Below are 15856 nucleotides of genomic sequence, written 5' to 3' on the forward strand. Positions count from 1 at the left end.
ACCGCCATGGAACTCCTTGCTAGATTTACATATTTTGACGTGATTGATGCCGTTGCCGTGGCATTTCTTCTGCTCAGCTGGACGTTTCTTGGTTGGAGGATTGAAAACCCGACCCCCAATAATCCGTCCACGTCTTCGCTTATGGCGAACTACCGCCGTGAATGGATGGTCCAATATGTGACGCGACAGCCACGGATTTTTGACGCGACAATCCTTGCAACCCTACGCACAGGCACCACATTTTTTGCGTCGGCGTGTATGATTAGCATTGGTGGCGGGTTGGCGCTCATTGGAAATCAAGAGCATCTTCGTGGTCTCGCCAGCGATTTCTCCATCGAAAGTGCGCCCGCCATTGTATGGGAAATAAAAATCCTGCTTGTTTTGGTGATGCTCGCCAGCGCATTTCTCAATTTCGTCTGGTCCCATCGATTGTTCGGATATGCGGCCGTGGTCATGGCCGCCGCGCCAAACGAAATTGAAGACCCAATGGCCCTCATTCGCGCGAAACAATCCGGTGAAATCAATATAACCGCTGCGCGAAGCTATAACCGTGGATTACGAACAGTTTACTACGCCTTAGCATGTTTGGCATGGATGTTGGGTGCATGGCCCCTTATTATATCCACAATTGTGACGAGTCTTGTCCTATGGCGGCGCGAATTTGCGTCCCATTCTCGGGCCGTCCTTCTTGAGGGTAAAACACCATGAAACGCCTTGTAGCCTTACTAGTATTCTTCGCGGCCCCTGCCTTCGCCGATCCGGCCGTTGTCAAACATGTGGTCGCGTCCCAGTCAGGCACAAAATGGCGATTTGACGTTTCAATTCTGCATCCGGATTCGGGGTGGGACCACTATGCGGACGGTTGGAAGATCATCGCTCCGGACGGCTCTATCCTAGGCCAACGTTCCCTCGCACATCCGCATGAAAACGAGCAGCCGTTTACCCGATCCGTTACGGGAATCTCCATTCCTGATGGGGTCACCCATGTCTTCATTCAGGCCAATTGCCTTACAGATGGCGAGACATCCGAGCCGTACCGCGTTGATCTAAAATAGCTATCTGCGACCCTCGCGCAGCCATGCGGCTATGGACATCATAGTGATCAAGACCAGCAAAATCCACGCGGGAACCAATGGGCTCACCGAAATTCCCGTGGTGACAAAAGCGCCGCGTGGGACGAATCCGATCCATCCAGCTCCCGACGCATTCCGGCCAGAACGCACAGTGCGAACGTCTGGCGTTCCGTCTTCCATGTTCAGTATCCCTCCCTGTGTCGGTGTGATCAAGGGTGCAAGCACACGCGAGGTGGCCACGGTTTCCACAAACTCTCGCGGGGCGGCAGGCCCCATGCCGATCACAAACGAAAGCGCGCCTTGGGACAAGCGATAGAGTCCAAATTCTGTCCCGAAATAGGTTGTTTCAAAAAGCCCAGGGCGGGATTGAACAAGGGGGACTTCGACCAGACTGCCATCTGGAGCCGTGATCGTCACGAGATCTGGCGCAGGCGCGTCATCGCCACCCAAAGTCCTCCGAACGATCTTCATTTCCAAACCCACAGCGGAGGCCGATAGCGCCTCTTCCTCAAGCTCAGGCTCTTTCATCATCCAATGCGCCAAGCGGCGAAGGAGTTCCAGCTGGGGTCCACCACCGTCAAAGCCACGATGCCAAAGCCAAGCATGGTCGCTCGCCAAAAGCGCGACGCGCCCTTCGCCAACCCGATCCAATTGCAGGAGGGGAGCGCCGCTTTTGCCAGACATCACCGTATGTCCGGATTTGGCTTCAAGCTCCACCATCCGCAACCACCGGCCCCATTCAGGCTCAGGTCCCGCTTGCAAACCTTCAGTCACAGGGTGCTTTTGCCCCGTTTCTGTTACCTTCGGGCGGAACTCTTCGTCAAGAACACGCGCCGTGGGTTCGGCGGGCAAAATTTCGGACAAGGCCGAGAAATACAGGCTCTCGACCGATGCGAAATCTGGCCCAGCCGCAAGCAGAACTGCACCGCCGCGACGCACATAATTGGCTACATTCTCCAGATAACTCGCAGGCAAAATACCGCGCCGCTTGTAGCGATCAAAAATAATTAGATCGAAATCATCAATTTTTTCAAGGAACAATTCGCGTGTCGGGAAAGCAATCAATGATAGCTCCGAGACGGGTACGCCATCCTGTTTCTCAGGCGGGCGCAGGATGGTAAAATGGACCAAATCGACAGAACTGTCTGATTTCAAAAGGTTTCGCCATGTACGCTCCCCCGGATGCGGCTCGCCAGAGACTAGCAAAACACGCAAGCGATCCCGCACGCCATTGATTTGAAGTACAGCGGTATTATTGCGATCCGTGAGTTCCGTGTCAGCCATAGGAACGACAAATTGCACGACATTCAGGCCACCATGCGCAAGCGTAAGCGGCAATTCAAGTTCCTGCCCAATGGGAACCTCAAAACTTTGCGTCGGGCCGCCATCAATGGAGATCAAGAGCGGAGCATTTGGCCCCACATCCGGCGGAACGGCCCCTTGATCCTCTACCAAAACGGTAAGCATTACAGGCTCGCCAATGATGCCAAATCCGGGAGCTTTGGAGAGAACGAGGCGTCGGTCCCAATCGCCTTTTCGGCCGCTCAAAAGTGTATGAATCGGCGCCGGCCATGTCAGCTCATTCAGCGCGTCTTCCGTTGGAATATCATGCGCTTGACCGTCACTCAGGATAACGATTCCCGCGACACGCGCCTCTGGGATTTCCGCAAGGGCCGCCGACAGCGCGCCAAAAAGCGTGGTGCCAGAATCCGCCTCACCATCGCCAAAAGACACTTCGTGGATATCCGTATTAGGCAACGCCGCAAGTTTTTGGCGCAAGGCGGCAAGCGCCGAAGCGTTTTGGGCCTCCCGATCTGAGAGGGACTGGCTGGAAGACTTATCCTGCAAAATAAGAACGATGTCCGACATTGCGTCTCGATCTTCGCTTTGCAGCGCGGGATTGAGGAGTGTGAGGAAGAGAACGGTCAGTGCAAACGACCGTAGAGGCCAGCCAAACAACCCGCGCCAATAGGAAAACCCGACGACGAAAACCGACGTCACAATCCCAAACAAAATGAGCGGCAGGGGCAGCAGGGGGTCAAAAAGAATGGTTTGCGTCATTTACTGCCCCAGTCGTTCGAGCAATTCAGGCACGTGGACCTGATCACTTTTGTAATTTCCGGTCAGGACGTGCATCATCAAATTCACCCCAAAACGATAGGCCATTTCGCGTTGCTCATCCCCCGCACGCCCGCGCCCAACGGTAAAGAGACGATTGCCATTAGGCGCAATCGCCCATGCCGCGGCCCAGTCATTGGCACCGATCACAACCGGCGTCACCCCGTCGTTTAAATTGCGAAACGGCATCCCCTCGGCGAGTTCCACGTCCGCAGGGGCGGCCTCGACCCAAACCGGCGGACCGACATACCGTCCCGCGGCTTCCTCCAACAGATAAAAGCTGCGATTCAAAACATGGTCAGATGGCACCTCTTCAAGGGGCGGGATATCGAGTTGGCGGGCAAACATACGCAGCTTTCGGGTATTTTCGGTGACCCTTTTGTACCTTTGCTCGTCGGCATCGCGGGTATCAAACAGGATGAGGCCACCCTTTTGCAAATACCTGTTTAGACGGGCATAGGCGGCAGGTGATGGCAGGGTTTGGGTCGTGGTAATTGGCCAGTAAATCATCGGATAGAAGGACAATTCATCCTTTTCCAAATCAATAGCTATGGGATCAGCGGGTTCGATAGATGTGCGTTGAAAAAGCACCCTTCCAAGTCCCCATAGGCCCGCACGTGACACCTCGTCCACAGCTTCGTCGCCCGTAATAACATAAGCCATGACCGTTTCACTTGTCGCAGCAAAGGCCTTTTCATCAATGGTTAGTGTTTCAGTTTGAGAGGCTGTCTGGGCCCAGATTTCGGCCCCAATACCCTGCACACAAAAGAGCGTCGCAAAAACCGCAATTGTGCTTGAAGTCCGCGTGCCGTGAAAGCGCCCAGACACCCAAAGCGATGCAATGACGTCAAGAAGCAATGCAACCAAAGACAGCCCCAAAAGCACGCCTTTCAAGGAGCGCTCTTCCACCGATCCGCCACGATCAACGGGAATTGCGGAGGGCCAAACTTGCGGCTGAAGGGTTTGATCTTGTGCGATAGTATTGCGCGCGGTTTGACGCTTATCACTAACATATAGCCCCGGTGGAAGGGCGGCAGAAACCAGCGCGGATGCCAGTATTTCGCCCTTAATTCCAGCAAGCGTACTTGGAGGCGGGATTAGTTGCCCAAAACCATCCAGCACCTTGACGGGGGACCAAATTGTACCCGCCAAGTCTTCCTCGGTAGGGCGCGAAGCCTGTGACGAAATCGCCAGTCGCTCCATCATTTGGACAAACAAACCTGAAATTGGCAAGCTGGACCATTGCGCGCTGGCGGTCACATGGAACAACACAACTTGCCCATCACCCAATTCCTTGCGTGTTACCAACGGTGTGCCATCTTCAAGGCTGGCTAAAACGCGCGAGGCAAGAGAAGGGTCGGGTTCTGCGACCACCTGTGAATTGACCACAACATCACTTGGTATTTTTAGGCCAAAGAAAGGGGAAGCCGTGGGAAATTCCTTGAGACCACGCGGCTCGCCCCAACTCATGGCACCACCGATACTACGCCCACCAACCCGTAAACGCACAGGCATAAGCGGGTCTTCGGAACTGCGGCTAACGTCGCTCGCAGCAAGGCGCGGCCCCGCAAAACGCACGAGCAATCCGCCATCTTTCACCCAGTCTTCAAGGGCCGCGCTATCGCCCTCGGAAAGCTGGGCGACATCGGCCAAAATCACCACATCGGGTCGCGCCAAAAGGGTTTCGGCAATAAGGCCGTCGACCAGATCGGCCGTGGGCACCAAAGCTTGTCGCAAATAGTGGAGCGGATCAAGGAGCGCGAGGGCTTCATCTTCGCTTCCAGACGAAAACAACGCAACCTCGCGACGCTTCAACGCTTCATCGGTCAAAACGACTGCTCCCGCAGAAACATGGCCAGCGATGCTAAACTGAGTGATCCGATTGCGTATTTCTGGTGGCATATCAAACCGTGTTTCGCTCGTGGTTTGCCCCGCCTCAAAATACGCCAAAGACTGGGCCAAAACACGCGTCGTTCCCGACGGATCAGGGCCAATTGCATTCACTTGAATTTCCAAGTCAGAAGCGCTGATTTTACGCAAAATAGGCACCAAAACTTCGCCCGTTTCAAAGCTTACAGGCCCAAGAGCCAAGGTTTGATGCGCCCCCTCATAAACACGCACAGGTCCAACATCTTCAAGGCTTGCAAGAAGCGCCCCGCGCCCTGCCCGTTCCAATCCATCCGACATCCAAAGCACGGACATCGGCGTCGATTGTTGCGCCGCAAACGCATCAACCAAAGCGATAGCCGAGTCATCATCCGGCAACCATGGGCGCGGAGCCATGGACGGCAATTGGGTCAAAACATTCTCGGCGGATTCAAGCAAAAGCGGAGTGGTGGGCACATCCGTCAGGGGCAAAAATGCCACCAAATTTCCGTTCCTTGCGGCGTCTTTTAGGACCAACTGCAAACGATCTTGGTTCGATGACCATCCGGGAGCCGACGCCCAACTTGCATCCGCGACAATCAAAAGATTGCGGTTTTCTCCCGGCTCGGAGGATTGAGGGTTGAGCAATGGACCTGCAAAGGCAATGATGGCAGCCGCCAGAGCAAAAATGCGCAGTACGAGCAACCACCATGGCGTGCGATCCGTTTGATTTTCCTCATCTTTCAAGCCGAGCAACAGACCTACTGCTGGGAACTTCCGGATCACAGGAGCAGGCGGTACAGCGCGCAAAAGCCACCATAAAATGGGCAAGAAAACCAGCGCGAGCAAAAAGGCGGGCTGTGCAAAGCCAAGAGGACCAAGCGTAAACATCAACGCCCCACACTTAGCGCAGAATAGAGCCACAAAAGGGCGGGAAGCGGCGCGCTATCGCTTTGATTAACGGTGAATTGCCACCCCGAGCTTCGCGCCAAATCTCGCAACACCGCCTGCCGCTCAGCGAGCCGATCATGGTAGCGCGCCTTAAGCCCCCGCGCTTTCAGAGTTTCATGTCGAATCGCGCCCGTCGGACTTTCAAAAACATTGCGCCCTTCAAACGGGAACGCGATTTCCTGCGGATCAAGAACCTGCACAATCGCACCGCGCACGCCTTGCCCCTGCGCCGAATTCAACAGCTCCCGAAGGGCTTTCGTGTCGCCAAGAAAATCTGAAATCAGCACGACTTGCGTGTTCTTTGGCAGAGTGCTTCGCATGGGAGCGCCGAATTCGACGTCGTCCGCCATTTTCTCAAGCTCCTGCGCCAAATGCGTTAGGGCACCGCGACTTGCGCTAGCGGGGGTTGGGTCGCCAAGAAGGGCAGTTTTCTCTCCGCCTCGGTGCAAAAGAACCGCAATTGCGAGCGTAAGAAGCTGTGCGCGAAAGGCTTTGGTCGCGTGTTGTGGTGAAGACGAAAACCGCATGCTTTGCGACGTATCGGCCCATAATGTGACCGTTTGCATCGCCTGCCATTCCTTTTGTCGGATGAAATGTACATCCGAACGTGCCGAGCGACGCCAATCAATATCCCGCAGGGAATCCCCTGCAACCGCTTGGCGGTATTGCCAAAATTCGTCACCCACCCCACTACGCCGCCGCCCGTGTTCGCCTGTTTGCACTGATGCCGCCAATTGATTGGCAGCCGCTAGCAATCCAGGAAGCGCTGAGGCAAGTCCTTCGGCCCGTTCGCGTATGGGAGCGGACGTAGAAATCATGCAGCCGCCTTAACGCGCGTAATTTCTGCGCAAGCTTTGGCAATGATGTCGGGAAGCGTTTCGCCCTGTGCGCGCGCCGCAAAGCTTAACGCCATCCGATGCGACAATACGGGTTCCGCCAATTGCATCACATCATCGATATTGGGCGCAAGCCGCCCCGCCAAAAGGGCTTTTGCACGAACGGTCATCATGAGCGCTTGCGCCGCACGCGGACCTGGCCCCCACGCCACGGTTTCGCGAATAAAGTCTGGGGAGGTTTCGTCCTCTGGACGACAGGTACGCACCAAATCAAGGATCATATCCACGACCTGTTCGCCGACAGGCATGCGCCGAAGCACCTGTTGAGCGGCTAGCAATTCGGCAGCAGTAAAGACCTCATGCACCTGTGCATCCTGCGTGCCGGTTGTCGCCAAAACGATCGCTCGTTCCGTGGCACGGTCGGGATAACTCACGTTGATTTGCACCAAAAACCGGTCGAGCTGCGCCTCTGGAAGCGGATATGTCCCCTCCTGCTCAATCGGGTTCTGAGTAGCCAAAACATGGAACGGCTCGCCAAGGCTGCGCTCCTCGCCCGCGATGGTGACAACATGTTCCTGCATGGCCTGAAGCAACGCGGATTGCGTGCGTGGGCTGGCGCGGTTGATCTCGTCGGCCATCAAAAGCTGGCAAAAAATTGGACCGGGAACAAACTTAAACGCCCGCTTCCCGTCCGTGTCCGTATCTAAAATCTCAGACCCCAAAATATCCGCAGGCATCAAATCCGGCGTAAACTGAATCCGGTTCCCCGAAAGGCCCATAACCGTCGATAACGTGTCCACCAATCGGGTTTTTCCCAGGCCTGGCAAACCAACGAGCAACGCATGCCCGCCGCACAGGAGGGCAGACAACGCGAGGTCGACAACACCTTCCTGCCCGATGAACTTCTGGGTTAGACTGGCCTTGGCCGCGGCCAGTTTTTCGCTCAAGAGTTCGATCTCTGCGACCAGATTTTCCGTTTCAGGCATGGATTACCTCCGTTTTCAAATATAAGCTGCATTAAAGTCGTTAATCCTGCGAGGTACAAATGACAAAAGCGAATTCAGATGAAAAGATCGTGAAAATGCCGTCAAATCCAGCGGATTCTAGCCCAGAAAAATCTGAGCTGCCAACGAGCATCATCAGCGCGGCAAAACAGGCCACCAAAAGGGGGCCAGCGCCCGTTCATTTGTGGAACCCGCCGTTCTGTGGTGACCTAGATATGCGGATCGCGCGCGATGGGACTTGGTTTTATCTCGGTTCCCCCATCGGGCGTAAGGGTTTGGTCAAACTTTTCTCCTCCATCTTGCGCAAGGACGGTGAGGATTATTTCCTTGTGACGCCCGTTGAAAAAGTGGGCATCAAAGTGGACGACGCGCCTTTTGTTGCGATCGATTTCAACGCCGAGGGAACAGGCGCAGAGCAATCCCTCACGTTCACAACCCATGTTGGCGACGACGTGACCGCAGGACCCGATCATCCGATTCGCGTCACCATTGATCCTGACAGCGGCGAACCCGCGCCTTATGTTTTGGTGCGCGCCAATCTTGAAGCCCTGATCGATAGAAAAAGTTTTTACCGACTCGTCGATATTGGCGACACACAAGATATTGAAGGCACGCCGTTTTTCGGCATTTGGTCGGGAGGGGTGTTTTTCCCAATCCTCGCCCAAAGCAAATTAGTTTGAACATCGCGCAAGGCTCCTGACATAATGCTGTCAGGAGGGGTATGTAAAAAGGGTCCTACGAACACTTACTCAAAGGAACATATTCATGTCTAGTTCTCCTAAACACTCGGTCGTCTGGGCCGAAATTCCCGTTACCGACCTTGAAGCGGGGCGCAAATTTTACAGTGCTGTCCTCGACACTCCGCTGAAAATCGAAGAATTCGGTGGCGGGGAAATCATCTTCTTTCCTATGCAAGACCAAGCCGCCATTGCGGGCCATATTTATGCAGGCACTCCCGCGCCAACAGGCACCGGTCCAACAGTACATTTGGCAATATACGGCAACCTTGAAGCCGCGATCACACGGGCCAAAGACGCGGGCGCGACCGTGGTGCGCGAGCCTGTGACCATCCCTTCAGGGCGCTTCCAATATATCGCGGACCCAGATGGAAATTCCATCGGCCTCTTTGAAGTGGCGACCTAATTGCGAAGAGCCGACCGCCTCTTTCAGATCGTGCAATATCTGCGCGGCGGTCGGCTCCTTACGGCCCGCATTTTGGCGGATCGGCTGGAGGTAAGCGAACGGACAATCTATCGCGACATCGCGGATTTGATCGGCTCGGGGGTTCCGATTGATGGCGAGGCTGGCGTTGGGTATTTGATGCGGGAAGGCTATGATCTGCCGCCGCTGATGTTCAACCGCAAGGAAATCACCGCACTGGTTGCGGGCGCGCGCATGTTACGCGCTTGGGGTGGGTCAGATATGGCTCTTGCCGCCCAAGAAGCCCTTGTAAAAATCGAAGCCGTTCTCCCTGAGGAAGCCCGAAAAAATGTAGCCAAGGTTCAGATTTTCGCACCCAACCGTCATTGGTTTTCCGATGCAGAACGCAAAGTCATCGACCAAATTGAATCCGCCGTGGATCGCCAACAAATGCTGCTCATTCACTACGAAAATGGCGACGGCACCAAAAGCGAACGCCACGTCCGCCCGCTTGGACTTTGGTTTTGGGGCAAGGTTTGGACCTTGGTCGGATGGTGTGAATTACGGAATGATTTCCGTATGTTCCGCCTTGATCGTATGAAATCCCTCACCGAGACAGGCCCGTTTGAACATAGCGTGGGCAAGCGACTCGTGGATTTTTACGCCATCGAAAATCATCGCCCGACCCTTTAGTGCGCCCGTGCCCAATTCGCGCCGCGCCCCGCATCCACAGTCAATGGTACATCCAGTTTTACAACTGGCATTGCCGCGTTTTCCATGATGTTACGGACAACTTCGATCGTTTCGTCAACGGCACTATCTTCGACCTCGAAGATCAGTTCATCATGCACCTGAAGGAGCATTTTGGCGGGCAGGTCCTTGATCGCCGCCGGCATCCGGATCATCGCCCGACGAATAATATCCGCAGCCGTCCCTTGAATGGGCGCATTGATCGCGGCGCGTTTGGCAAACCCCGCCTGTGGCCCTTTGGCGTTGATTTCAGGCGTGTTGATTTTGCGGCCAAAGAGGGTCGCGACATAACCGTGATCGCGCGCGAATTGCACGGTATCGTCCATATAGGTCCGAATTCCGGGAAAGCGCTCAAAATAGCGGTCAATAAAGCCCTGCGCTTCTTTGCGCGGAATTCGCAGATTTCGCGCAAGTCCAAAGCCTGAAATGCCGTAGATCACCCCAAAGTTAATGCCCTTCGCTTGGCGGCGAATTTCGGGTGTCATTTCGTCGAGCGGTACGTCAAACATTTCGCTCGCGGTCATCGCATGAATGTCATGCCCGTCACGGAACGCCTGTTTGAGGCTCTCGATATTTGCCACATGCGCCAGAATTCGCAGCTCTATTTGACTGTAATCGAGGCTGACGAGGGTTTTGCCTTCTTCGGCAATAAAGGCCTCGCGAATGCGCCGCCCTTCCTCGCTTCGAACAGGAATATTTTGCAAGTTTGGATCGGTCGATGCCAAGCGCCCTGTGATGGCACCGGCGATGGAATAGGACGTGTGCACACGCCCCGTATCTGGATTGATATGGGTCTGAAGGGCGTCCGTATAGGTGGATTTAAGTTTGCTTAACTGCCGCCAATCCAAAACGCGGGCGGGTAGATCATGTCCTTCGGCAGCGAGGTCCTCAAGGATATCCGCGCCCGTCGCATAGGCGCCGGTTTTGCCCTTTTTTCCACCCTCAAGGGCCATCTTGTCGAACAGGATTTCCCCAAGCTGTTTAGGGGAGCCGATGTTGAAACTTTGGCCCGCAATCTCGTGAATTTCGGCCTCTAGGCCCGCCATTTTCTGGGCAAAGGCGTTGGACATCCGCGACAGGGTATCCCGATCTACTTTGATCCCGTACATTTCCATTTCTGCCAGCACAGGAACGAGCGGACGTTCAAGCGTTTCGTAAACCGTTGTCACCTGTTTCTGGTGCAACTGTGGCTTGAATATTTGCCACAAACGCAGAGTAATATCAGCATCTTCGGCGGCGTATTTTACGGCTTCGTCTACGGGCACTTGATCAAAGGTGATCGCGGATTTTCCGCTTCCAAGCAAAGATTTAATCGGAATCGGCGTGTGATCAAGATAGCGTTCGCTCAACGTATCCATGCCGTGATTATGCAAGCCCGCGTTCATTGCATAGGACATCAACATCGTGTCATCGATCGGCGCGACCGAAACGCCATAGCGTTTGAAAATCTTGGCGTCGTATTTCATATTCTGGCCGATTTTTAGAATCGACGGGTCTTCGAGCATCGGTTTGAGCATATCAAGCGCCGCCTGAAGCGCCATTTGTCCATCGGCCAACGTGTTGGTTGCAAAAAGGTCTTCGCCAGCATCTGCGCGATGCGCGAGCGGAATATAACAGGCCTCGCCTGCCTCAATGCACAGAGATATGCCGACCAAATCAACGATCATATCATTCAGACCCGTGGTCTCGGTATCCACCGCAACCCAGCCCCGCCGATACGCCGCGTCGATCCATTTTTGCAACCCAGCGGCGTCGCGCACACATTCGTATTTTTCGGGATCAATCGCCACCGTCGGTAAGGCTGTGGGCGCACTGGCCCCGCTGATTTCCACAACGATTGGGGCCGCGACGCCCATTTTATCGGCCACCCGTTTCGTGAGTGTACGGAATTCCATCTCATTGAGGAAAGCCAATAGTGCTTCGGCTTCAGGCTCGCGAATCTCAAGGCTTTCGAGCGTGAAGTCCAAATCCATATGCGTGTCGAGCTTCACAAGGGAGCGCGAAACGCGGATGAGTGCTTCGTTATTGAGAAGACTTTCGCGGCGCTTGGGTTGTTTGATTTCGCCAGCCCGCGCCAAAAGACTTTCCAGATCGCCATATTCGTTGATCAAAAGCGCTGCCGTTTTGAGGCCAATTCCGGGCGCGCCGGGCACGTTATCAACGCTATCTCCCGCCAAAGCCTGAACATCGACAACACGCTCGGGACCAACGCCAAATTTATCGAAAACACCCTCTCGATCGATGCGCTTGCCTTTCATGACGTCGAGCATTTCAACCCCGCCACCGACGAGTTGCATCATGTCTTTGTCGCTCGAAATAATCGTGCAGCGCCCCCCTGCCTCATCCGCTTGGCGGGCAAGGGTCGCGATTATATCGTCCGCTTCAAAGCCCTCAACCTCGATACAGGCGATATTAAACGCGCGGGTTGCATCGCGGGTTAGCGGGAATTGAGGCCGCAAATCCTCTGGGGCTGGCGGACGATTGGCTTTGTACAAGTCATAGAGATCATTACGAAAAGTTTTGCCAGAGTGATCAAAAATGACGGCAACATGCGTCGGCGCGTCTGATCCTTTGTTGTCCTCAACTTGCTTATACAACATGTTGCAAAATCCGGCGACGGCCCCGATGGGCAATCCGTCAGACTTGCGCGTTAGCGGAGGCAAGGCATGGTACGCGCGGAAAATGAACGCCGAGCCATCGATCAAATGTAGATGACAGCCTTTGCCAAATGAGGTTTCCATAGCGCGCCCTTTTCGATTTTTATGTGCGACAACCTTCGCATATCACTCAGGTCTTCACCACCCAAATGCTGCGCAATTTGGGGCTTCCTGAAGGAATTTTAATCTACCTGCAAAGAATTTAGGTGTCGGCCGAGCCGCCCTTGAGGATGATCTTTTTGTCGCAATAGCCACACTCAACAAACCCTGTTTCTTCGGGGATAAAAAGCCATACGCGGGGGTGTCCCAGCGCGCCTTCGCCTCCATCACAGGCCACACGGCTTTGCTCTACAATAACGATTTCAGGGGCTTCTATGGTCATGATGGCTCCGTTTAGCTTGTCGAAGACGGTCTTCGGGCTTAAGTCTGCTGCATGATAGCGATCCACACCCTCGGGGCAAGATCGAAAACCGATGCGGGATGATGGAAATGGTTGAGAACGCTTTAGAAATTACTGGCCTGAAAAAGACCTATGCTGCGCAACGCAATCAAGCGCCCAAAGTGGCCTTGAAAGGGATTGATCTCGCGATCCCCAAAGGCAGTATTTTTGGACTGTTGGGGCCAAACGGAGCTGGAAAATCAACCCTCATTAATATTCTGGCGGGGCTTGTGGTGAAATCCGCGGGAAACGTCAAAATTTGGGGGTTTGATCAGGACATCAACCCCCGTCAATCGCGCGCCTCTATTGGGGTCATGCCGCAAGAACTCAACATGGATCCGTTTTTTTCGCCGCGCGAAGCACTTGAGGTACAGGCTGGATTATATGGTGTTCCGAAATCCAAACGCAAAAGCGACGAAATCCTTGAAATGATTGGCCTTACTGACAAGGCAGACGCCTATGCGCGGTCGCTTTCGGGCGGTATGAAGCGGCGTCTTTTGCTGGGCAAAGCCCTCGTACATCATCCCGACATTTTGGTTTTGGACGAGCCGACCGCTGGCGTAGATATCGAAATCCGCCAGATGCTATGGGACAACGTGCGCAAGTTGAACCAGCAGGGCATGACGATCATCTTGACGACCCACTACCTCGAAGAAGCCGAGGAAATGTGCGACGAGATCGGCATTATTAACCATGGCGAGTTAATCGTCCGCGAAGATACAAAAACTATGGTGGGCCGTTTGGATACCAAAACACTGGTCATTGTACCAGATCGCCCAGCCGCAGAATACACGCCTCCCAAAGACACGACACTAACACGCCGCGCCGATGGCTCGCTCGCGATCAGTTACAAAAGCACCACTACTTCGGCGAGTGAAATCCTCGACTCGCTCCGCGACGCAAACATCACCATTCGTGATGTCCGCACCGAAGAGCCTGATCTTGAGGACGCATTTTTGGCCTTAACGGCAAAATAACTGTAACTTTAAGCAGGATTTAGCATGCGACCAAGGGGACGGCCGGCGAGGATATGCATGTGCATATGCGGCACCTCTTGGATTGCGGCTTCGCCTGAATTGGCGATCAAGCGATACCCATTGCCACCCTCGCCTGGCTGCACCTTGAGCATTTCGCAAAGAGTGCCGATTGTGCGGTTAAAATCCAAAATCTCAGCATCACTCGCATTCATTGCGAAGTGATCAAAATTCACATACGGCCCCTTAGGTATTACCAAAACATGGTCGGGGGCTTGGGGCGTAATATCGCGAAATGCCAACGTGTGGTCAGTTTCCAAAACAGTAGCATTCGGAATTTCCCCTCGGAGGATCTTGGCGAAAATGTTTTCGGAATCATAGAGATAAGCCATAGGGGCATCCTTTTGCGACAGCGTTTAATCAGAGAATAAGTGGTCAATTTCGGCGAGTCTTAGCGCGTCTTCAGGTGTGGCATCAAGGAACTCTGCGAGAGGAATCGCATTTTTCGCAGGCGAATTCTTTTGCAGGATGCGAAAGTGCATGGGGAAATTCGCGTCGCGGATCGCATCCGATTCATACACCAAATCTTGTTGAATTGTTGGCATCAAGGAGTTGATGGTTTCCTCTGACGGGCTTTCCCCCGCAAGGCCAACCCGAATGGCATGCCCAACCAGATAATCGCCAGAAAAGTCACAATTGATCTCCAGCAGTTTCGTTTTACTGCGATCTGCGTAAAAATCCTGTATGAGGTCCAGATTGCTAGAGTCCAGACATATAACCATTTTGTCGGTTTCATAGTAGTCAAACAACATCCGCACCAACGCGCGCCGATGCCGCGTGCGTTTGCCAATCGTGGACTGAATACCGCCCAAATCGGGCAACGGCGTATTTTCTTCGTTAAAAAGATATTCGATGACGGGAAAATCAGAGGAGCGGCGAATGCCGTCGACCAGGCGCTTGGCGACATGCCATTTCTTACAGGCAACAATCAAAAGTTCACGATTGCGCCCCATGGTTGCTTCTGCCTCCCAGAACCTCGGCGCAAACCGGCGCCCTTCGCGCCCTCGCCCTGTCAGGAACTTAAACAGGCTTCGACCCTCGCTTGAAATTGGGAAATCCGCGTTCTCACTTGCATAAAGCTTCCCCAAGCGAAGTTTGAGTTCTTCGGCCTCGGGGCTCACTTTGCGTGCGAAAAGAAAGTCTTGGCTCACAAGCATATCATAGTGGTCGTTGTAAAACGTCACCGGCATTCCATATTCCGAAAACATTAAAAACGTCAGTGTCCGCGCTTCAATTTCAACTACTGGCACCAGATGGCGCACGACCGTTTGGAAAAACGTTTCATCCGGAATCCACGTGGTGCGGAAAAAACGCATGACGTCTTTACGCTCTTTGGTAAACCGAAGAATTGCTTCTATCGTCCGGCGACGTAGACACCACCATTGGCTGCCGATCTGCACCTGAATATCGGACGGAATTTCGCGCGAGAATCCCAGTTTGCGCTGGAGATTGAAACTTTGATAAAAAAGCCATTTTTGGGTGCGTTCGTTGAAATAGTGGCGATAAATAAGCCGCTCTTCCTTCATCCCCGTTTTAATCCAATCACTTTCGAAATAGTCGAAACTTTCAATATAATCGATATCGGTATTGTCTAAAAACTGGTGTGCATAAACCGCCGATTTAATCGGCATACAGTCGCCAGACAGCATGTAAAAATGCGTCGCCCGCGGGAAAGCCTTTTCAGCGGCCTCAACAGCATAAAGCGTGGCTTGCACCAGGCTCCACGCCCCCCATCCACAATTGATCCGCTTTTTTGAAAAAACAACATTTGAATTGCCCTTCAGGGCTGCGCCAATTTCGGCGAAATGCGCTGGACTGGCGCTTGCGTCAAAATGAATCGCCATATAGTCACCAGTAGCGGTCAGACGCTTGGCTTGCAAAATAATGGCTTCTGGATCCTTGTGGCACAGAAGAATGTAGGCGATTTTTGCCATTTACGAAACAAAACCCTTATTATACCAGATTGTTTACACAAATAACGCTAACAG

The 15856-nt window shown here is 53.7% G+C and carries 14 protein-coding genes; 6 read left to right on the plus strand and 8 right to left on the minus strand.

What is annotated here, in order from left to right; translation table 11 throughout:
* The first annotated feature begins 6 nt into the window (after positions 1 to 6).
* The gene (locus AB9F26_RS10045; RefSeq protein ID WP_369767952.1) at positions 7 to 708 is read left to right on the plus strand and encodes a DUF599 domain-containing protein; all 702 of its coding nucleotides are present in this window, start codon (positions 7 to 9) and stop codon (positions 706 to 708) included.
* Positions 705 to 1055: a hypothetical protein gene (locus tag AB9F26_RS10050; protein ID WP_335584181.1), complete on the plus strand. Its 351-nt coding sequence runs from the start codon at positions 705 to 707 to the stop codon at positions 1053 to 1055. The genes AB9F26_RS10045 and AB9F26_RS10050 overlap by 4 nt, the downstream gene beginning before the upstream one ends.
* Here AB9F26_RS10050 and AB9F26_RS10055 read toward each other — a convergent pair whose 3' ends face one another.
* The 4 genes from AB9F26_RS10055 to AB9F26_RS10070 are packed head-to-tail and all read right to left on the minus strand — an operon-like array spanning position 1056 to position 7830.
* The gene (locus AB9F26_RS10055) at positions 1056 to 3134 is read right to left on the minus strand and encodes a hypothetical protein (protein ID WP_335584182.1); all 2079 of its coding nucleotides are present in this window, start codon (positions 3132 to 3134) and stop codon (positions 1056 to 1058) included.
* Entirely contained in the window at positions 3135 to 5948 is a 2814-nt protein-coding gene (locus AB9F26_RS10060) for a DUF4159 domain-containing protein (protein ID WP_369767953.1), read from the minus strand.
* Entirely contained in the window at positions 5948 to 6826 is an 879-nt protein-coding gene (locus tag AB9F26_RS10065; protein WP_369767954.1) for a DUF58 domain-containing protein, read from the minus strand. The genes AB9F26_RS10060 and AB9F26_RS10065 overlap by 1 nt, the downstream gene beginning before the upstream one ends.
* Positions 6823 to 7830 carry an AAA family ATPase gene (locus tag AB9F26_RS10070; protein WP_369757606.1) on the minus strand — a complete coding sequence of 336 codons (1008 nt, stop codon included), beginning with the start codon at positions 7828 to 7830 and terminating at the stop codon, positions 6823 to 6825. The genes AB9F26_RS10065 and AB9F26_RS10070 overlap by 4 nt, the downstream gene beginning before the upstream one ends.
* A 95-nt stretch (positions 7831 to 7925) precedes the next feature.
* Between AB9F26_RS10070 and AB9F26_RS10075 the strand changes: the two genes are divergently transcribed.
* The 3 genes from AB9F26_RS10075 (at position 7926) to AB9F26_RS10085 (ending at position 9681) form a co-directional block, all read left to right on the plus strand.
* Complete coding sequence (locus tag AB9F26_RS10075; RefSeq protein WP_335586992.1) at positions 7926 to 8528, plus strand: DUF1285 domain-containing protein; 603 nt, start codon at positions 7926 to 7928, stop codon at positions 8526 to 8528.
* 85 nt (positions 8529 to 8613) lie between these two features.
* Positions 8614 to 8991, plus strand: coding sequence for a VOC family protein (locus AB9F26_RS10080; protein ID WP_335586988.1), 378 nt, complete (start codon positions 8614 to 8616; stop codon positions 8989 to 8991).
* Entirely contained in the window at positions 8992 to 9681 is a 690-nt protein-coding gene (locus tag AB9F26_RS10085) for a helix-turn-helix transcriptional regulator (RefSeq protein ID WP_369767955.1), read from the plus strand. It begins immediately after the preceding gene.
* On the opposite strand, the gene polA is transcribed toward AB9F26_RS10085, so the two are convergent.
* A complete protein-coding gene (polA, locus tag AB9F26_RS10090) occupies positions 9678 to 12479 on the minus strand; it encodes a DNA polymerase I (RefSeq protein WP_369767956.1) in 2802 nt (933 codons plus the stop codon). The genes AB9F26_RS10085 and polA overlap by 4 nt on opposite strands.
* A 118-nt stretch (positions 12480 to 12597) precedes the next feature.
* Entirely contained in the window at positions 12598 to 12777 is a 180-nt protein-coding gene (locus tag AB9F26_RS10095) for a zinc-finger domain-containing protein (RefSeq protein WP_335586991.1), read from the minus strand.
* Between the two features lie 107 nt (positions 12778 to 12884).
* Here AB9F26_RS10095 and AB9F26_RS10100 point away from each other — a divergent pair, with 107 nt between their 5' ends.
* On the plus strand, positions 12885 to 13811 hold the full coding sequence (locus AB9F26_RS10100) for an ABC transporter ATP-binding protein (RefSeq protein WP_369754739.1): 927 nt from the start codon (positions 12885 to 12887) through the stop codon (positions 13809 to 13811).
* A gap of 8 nt (positions 13812 to 13819) precedes the next feature.
* On the opposite strand, the gene AB9F26_RS10105 is transcribed toward AB9F26_RS10100, so the two are convergent.
* Both AB9F26_RS10105 and AB9F26_RS10110 read right to left on the minus strand, forming a co-directional pair.
* Positions 13820 to 14200 (minus strand): HIT domain-containing protein, encoded by a 381-nt coding sequence (locus AB9F26_RS10105; protein WP_335583678.1) that lies wholly within the window; start codon positions 14198 to 14200, stop codon positions 13820 to 13822.
* Between the two features lie 24 nt (positions 14201 to 14224).
* Positions 14225 to 15802: a DUF5928 domain-containing protein gene (locus AB9F26_RS10110; protein ID WP_369767957.1), complete on the minus strand. Its 1578-nt coding sequence runs from the start codon at positions 15800 to 15802 to the stop codon at positions 14225 to 14227.
* Between the last annotated feature and the right edge of the window lie 54 nt (positions 15803 to 15856).

It is taken from the genome of Falsihalocynthiibacter sp. BN13B15 (assembly GCF_041205415.1).
In the GTDB taxonomy this organism is placed as follows: Bacteria; Pseudomonadota; Alphaproteobacteria; order Rhodobacterales; family Rhodobacteraceae; genus Falsihalocynthiibacter; species Falsihalocynthiibacter arcticus.

Bases quoted from the DNA above. Each gene is read 5' to 3' on its own strand.
- polA (WP_369767956.1), bottom strand. From the start codon at position 12,479: ATGGAAACCTCATTTGGCAAAGGCTGTCATCTACATTTGATCGATGGC.
- AB9F26_RS10110 (WP_369767957.1), bottom strand. From the start codon at position 15,802: ATGGCAAAAATCGCCTACATTCTTCTGTGCCACAAGGATCCAGAAGCC.
- AB9F26_RS10045 (WP_369767952.1), top strand. From the start codon at position 7: ATGGAACTCCTTGCTAGATTTACATATTTTGACGTGATTGATGCCGTT.
- AB9F26_RS10060 (WP_369767953.1), bottom strand. From the start codon at position 5,948: ATGTTTACGCTTGGTCCTCTTGGCTTTGCACAGCCCGCCTTTTTGCTC.
- AB9F26_RS10105 (WP_335583678.1), bottom strand. From the start codon at position 14,200: ATGGCTTATCTCTATGATTCCGAAAACATTTTCGCCAAGATCCTCCGA.
- AB9F26_RS10080 (WP_335586988.1), top strand. From the start codon at position 8,614: ATGTCTAGTTCTCCTAAACACTCGGTCGTCTGGGCCGAAATTCCCGTT.
- AB9F26_RS10055 (WP_335584182.1), bottom strand. From the start codon at position 3,134: ATGACGCAAACCATTCTTTTTGACCCCCTGCTGCCCCTGCCGCTCATT.
- AB9F26_RS10075 (WP_335586992.1), top strand. From the start codon at position 7,926: ATGCCGTCAAATCCAGCGGATTCTAGCCCAGAAAAATCTGAGCTGCCA.
- AB9F26_RS10065 (WP_369767954.1), bottom strand. From the start codon at position 6,826: ATGATTTCTACGTCCGCTCCCATACGCGAACGGGCCGAAGGACTTGCC.
- AB9F26_RS10100 (WP_369754739.1), top strand. From the start codon at position 12,885: ATGGTTGAGAACGCTTTAGAAATTACTGGCCTGAAAAAGACCTATGCT.
- AB9F26_RS10050 (WP_335584181.1), top strand. From the start codon at position 705: ATGAAACGCCTTGTAGCCTTACTAGTATTCTTCGCGGCCCCTGCCTTC.
- AB9F26_RS10095 (WP_335586991.1), bottom strand. From the start codon at position 12,777: ATGACCATAGAAGCCCCTGAAATCGTTATTGTAGAGCAAAGCCGTGTG.
- AB9F26_RS10070 (WP_369757606.1), bottom strand. From the start codon at position 7,830: ATGCCTGAAACGGAAAATCTGGTCGCAGAGATCGAACTCTTGAGCGAA.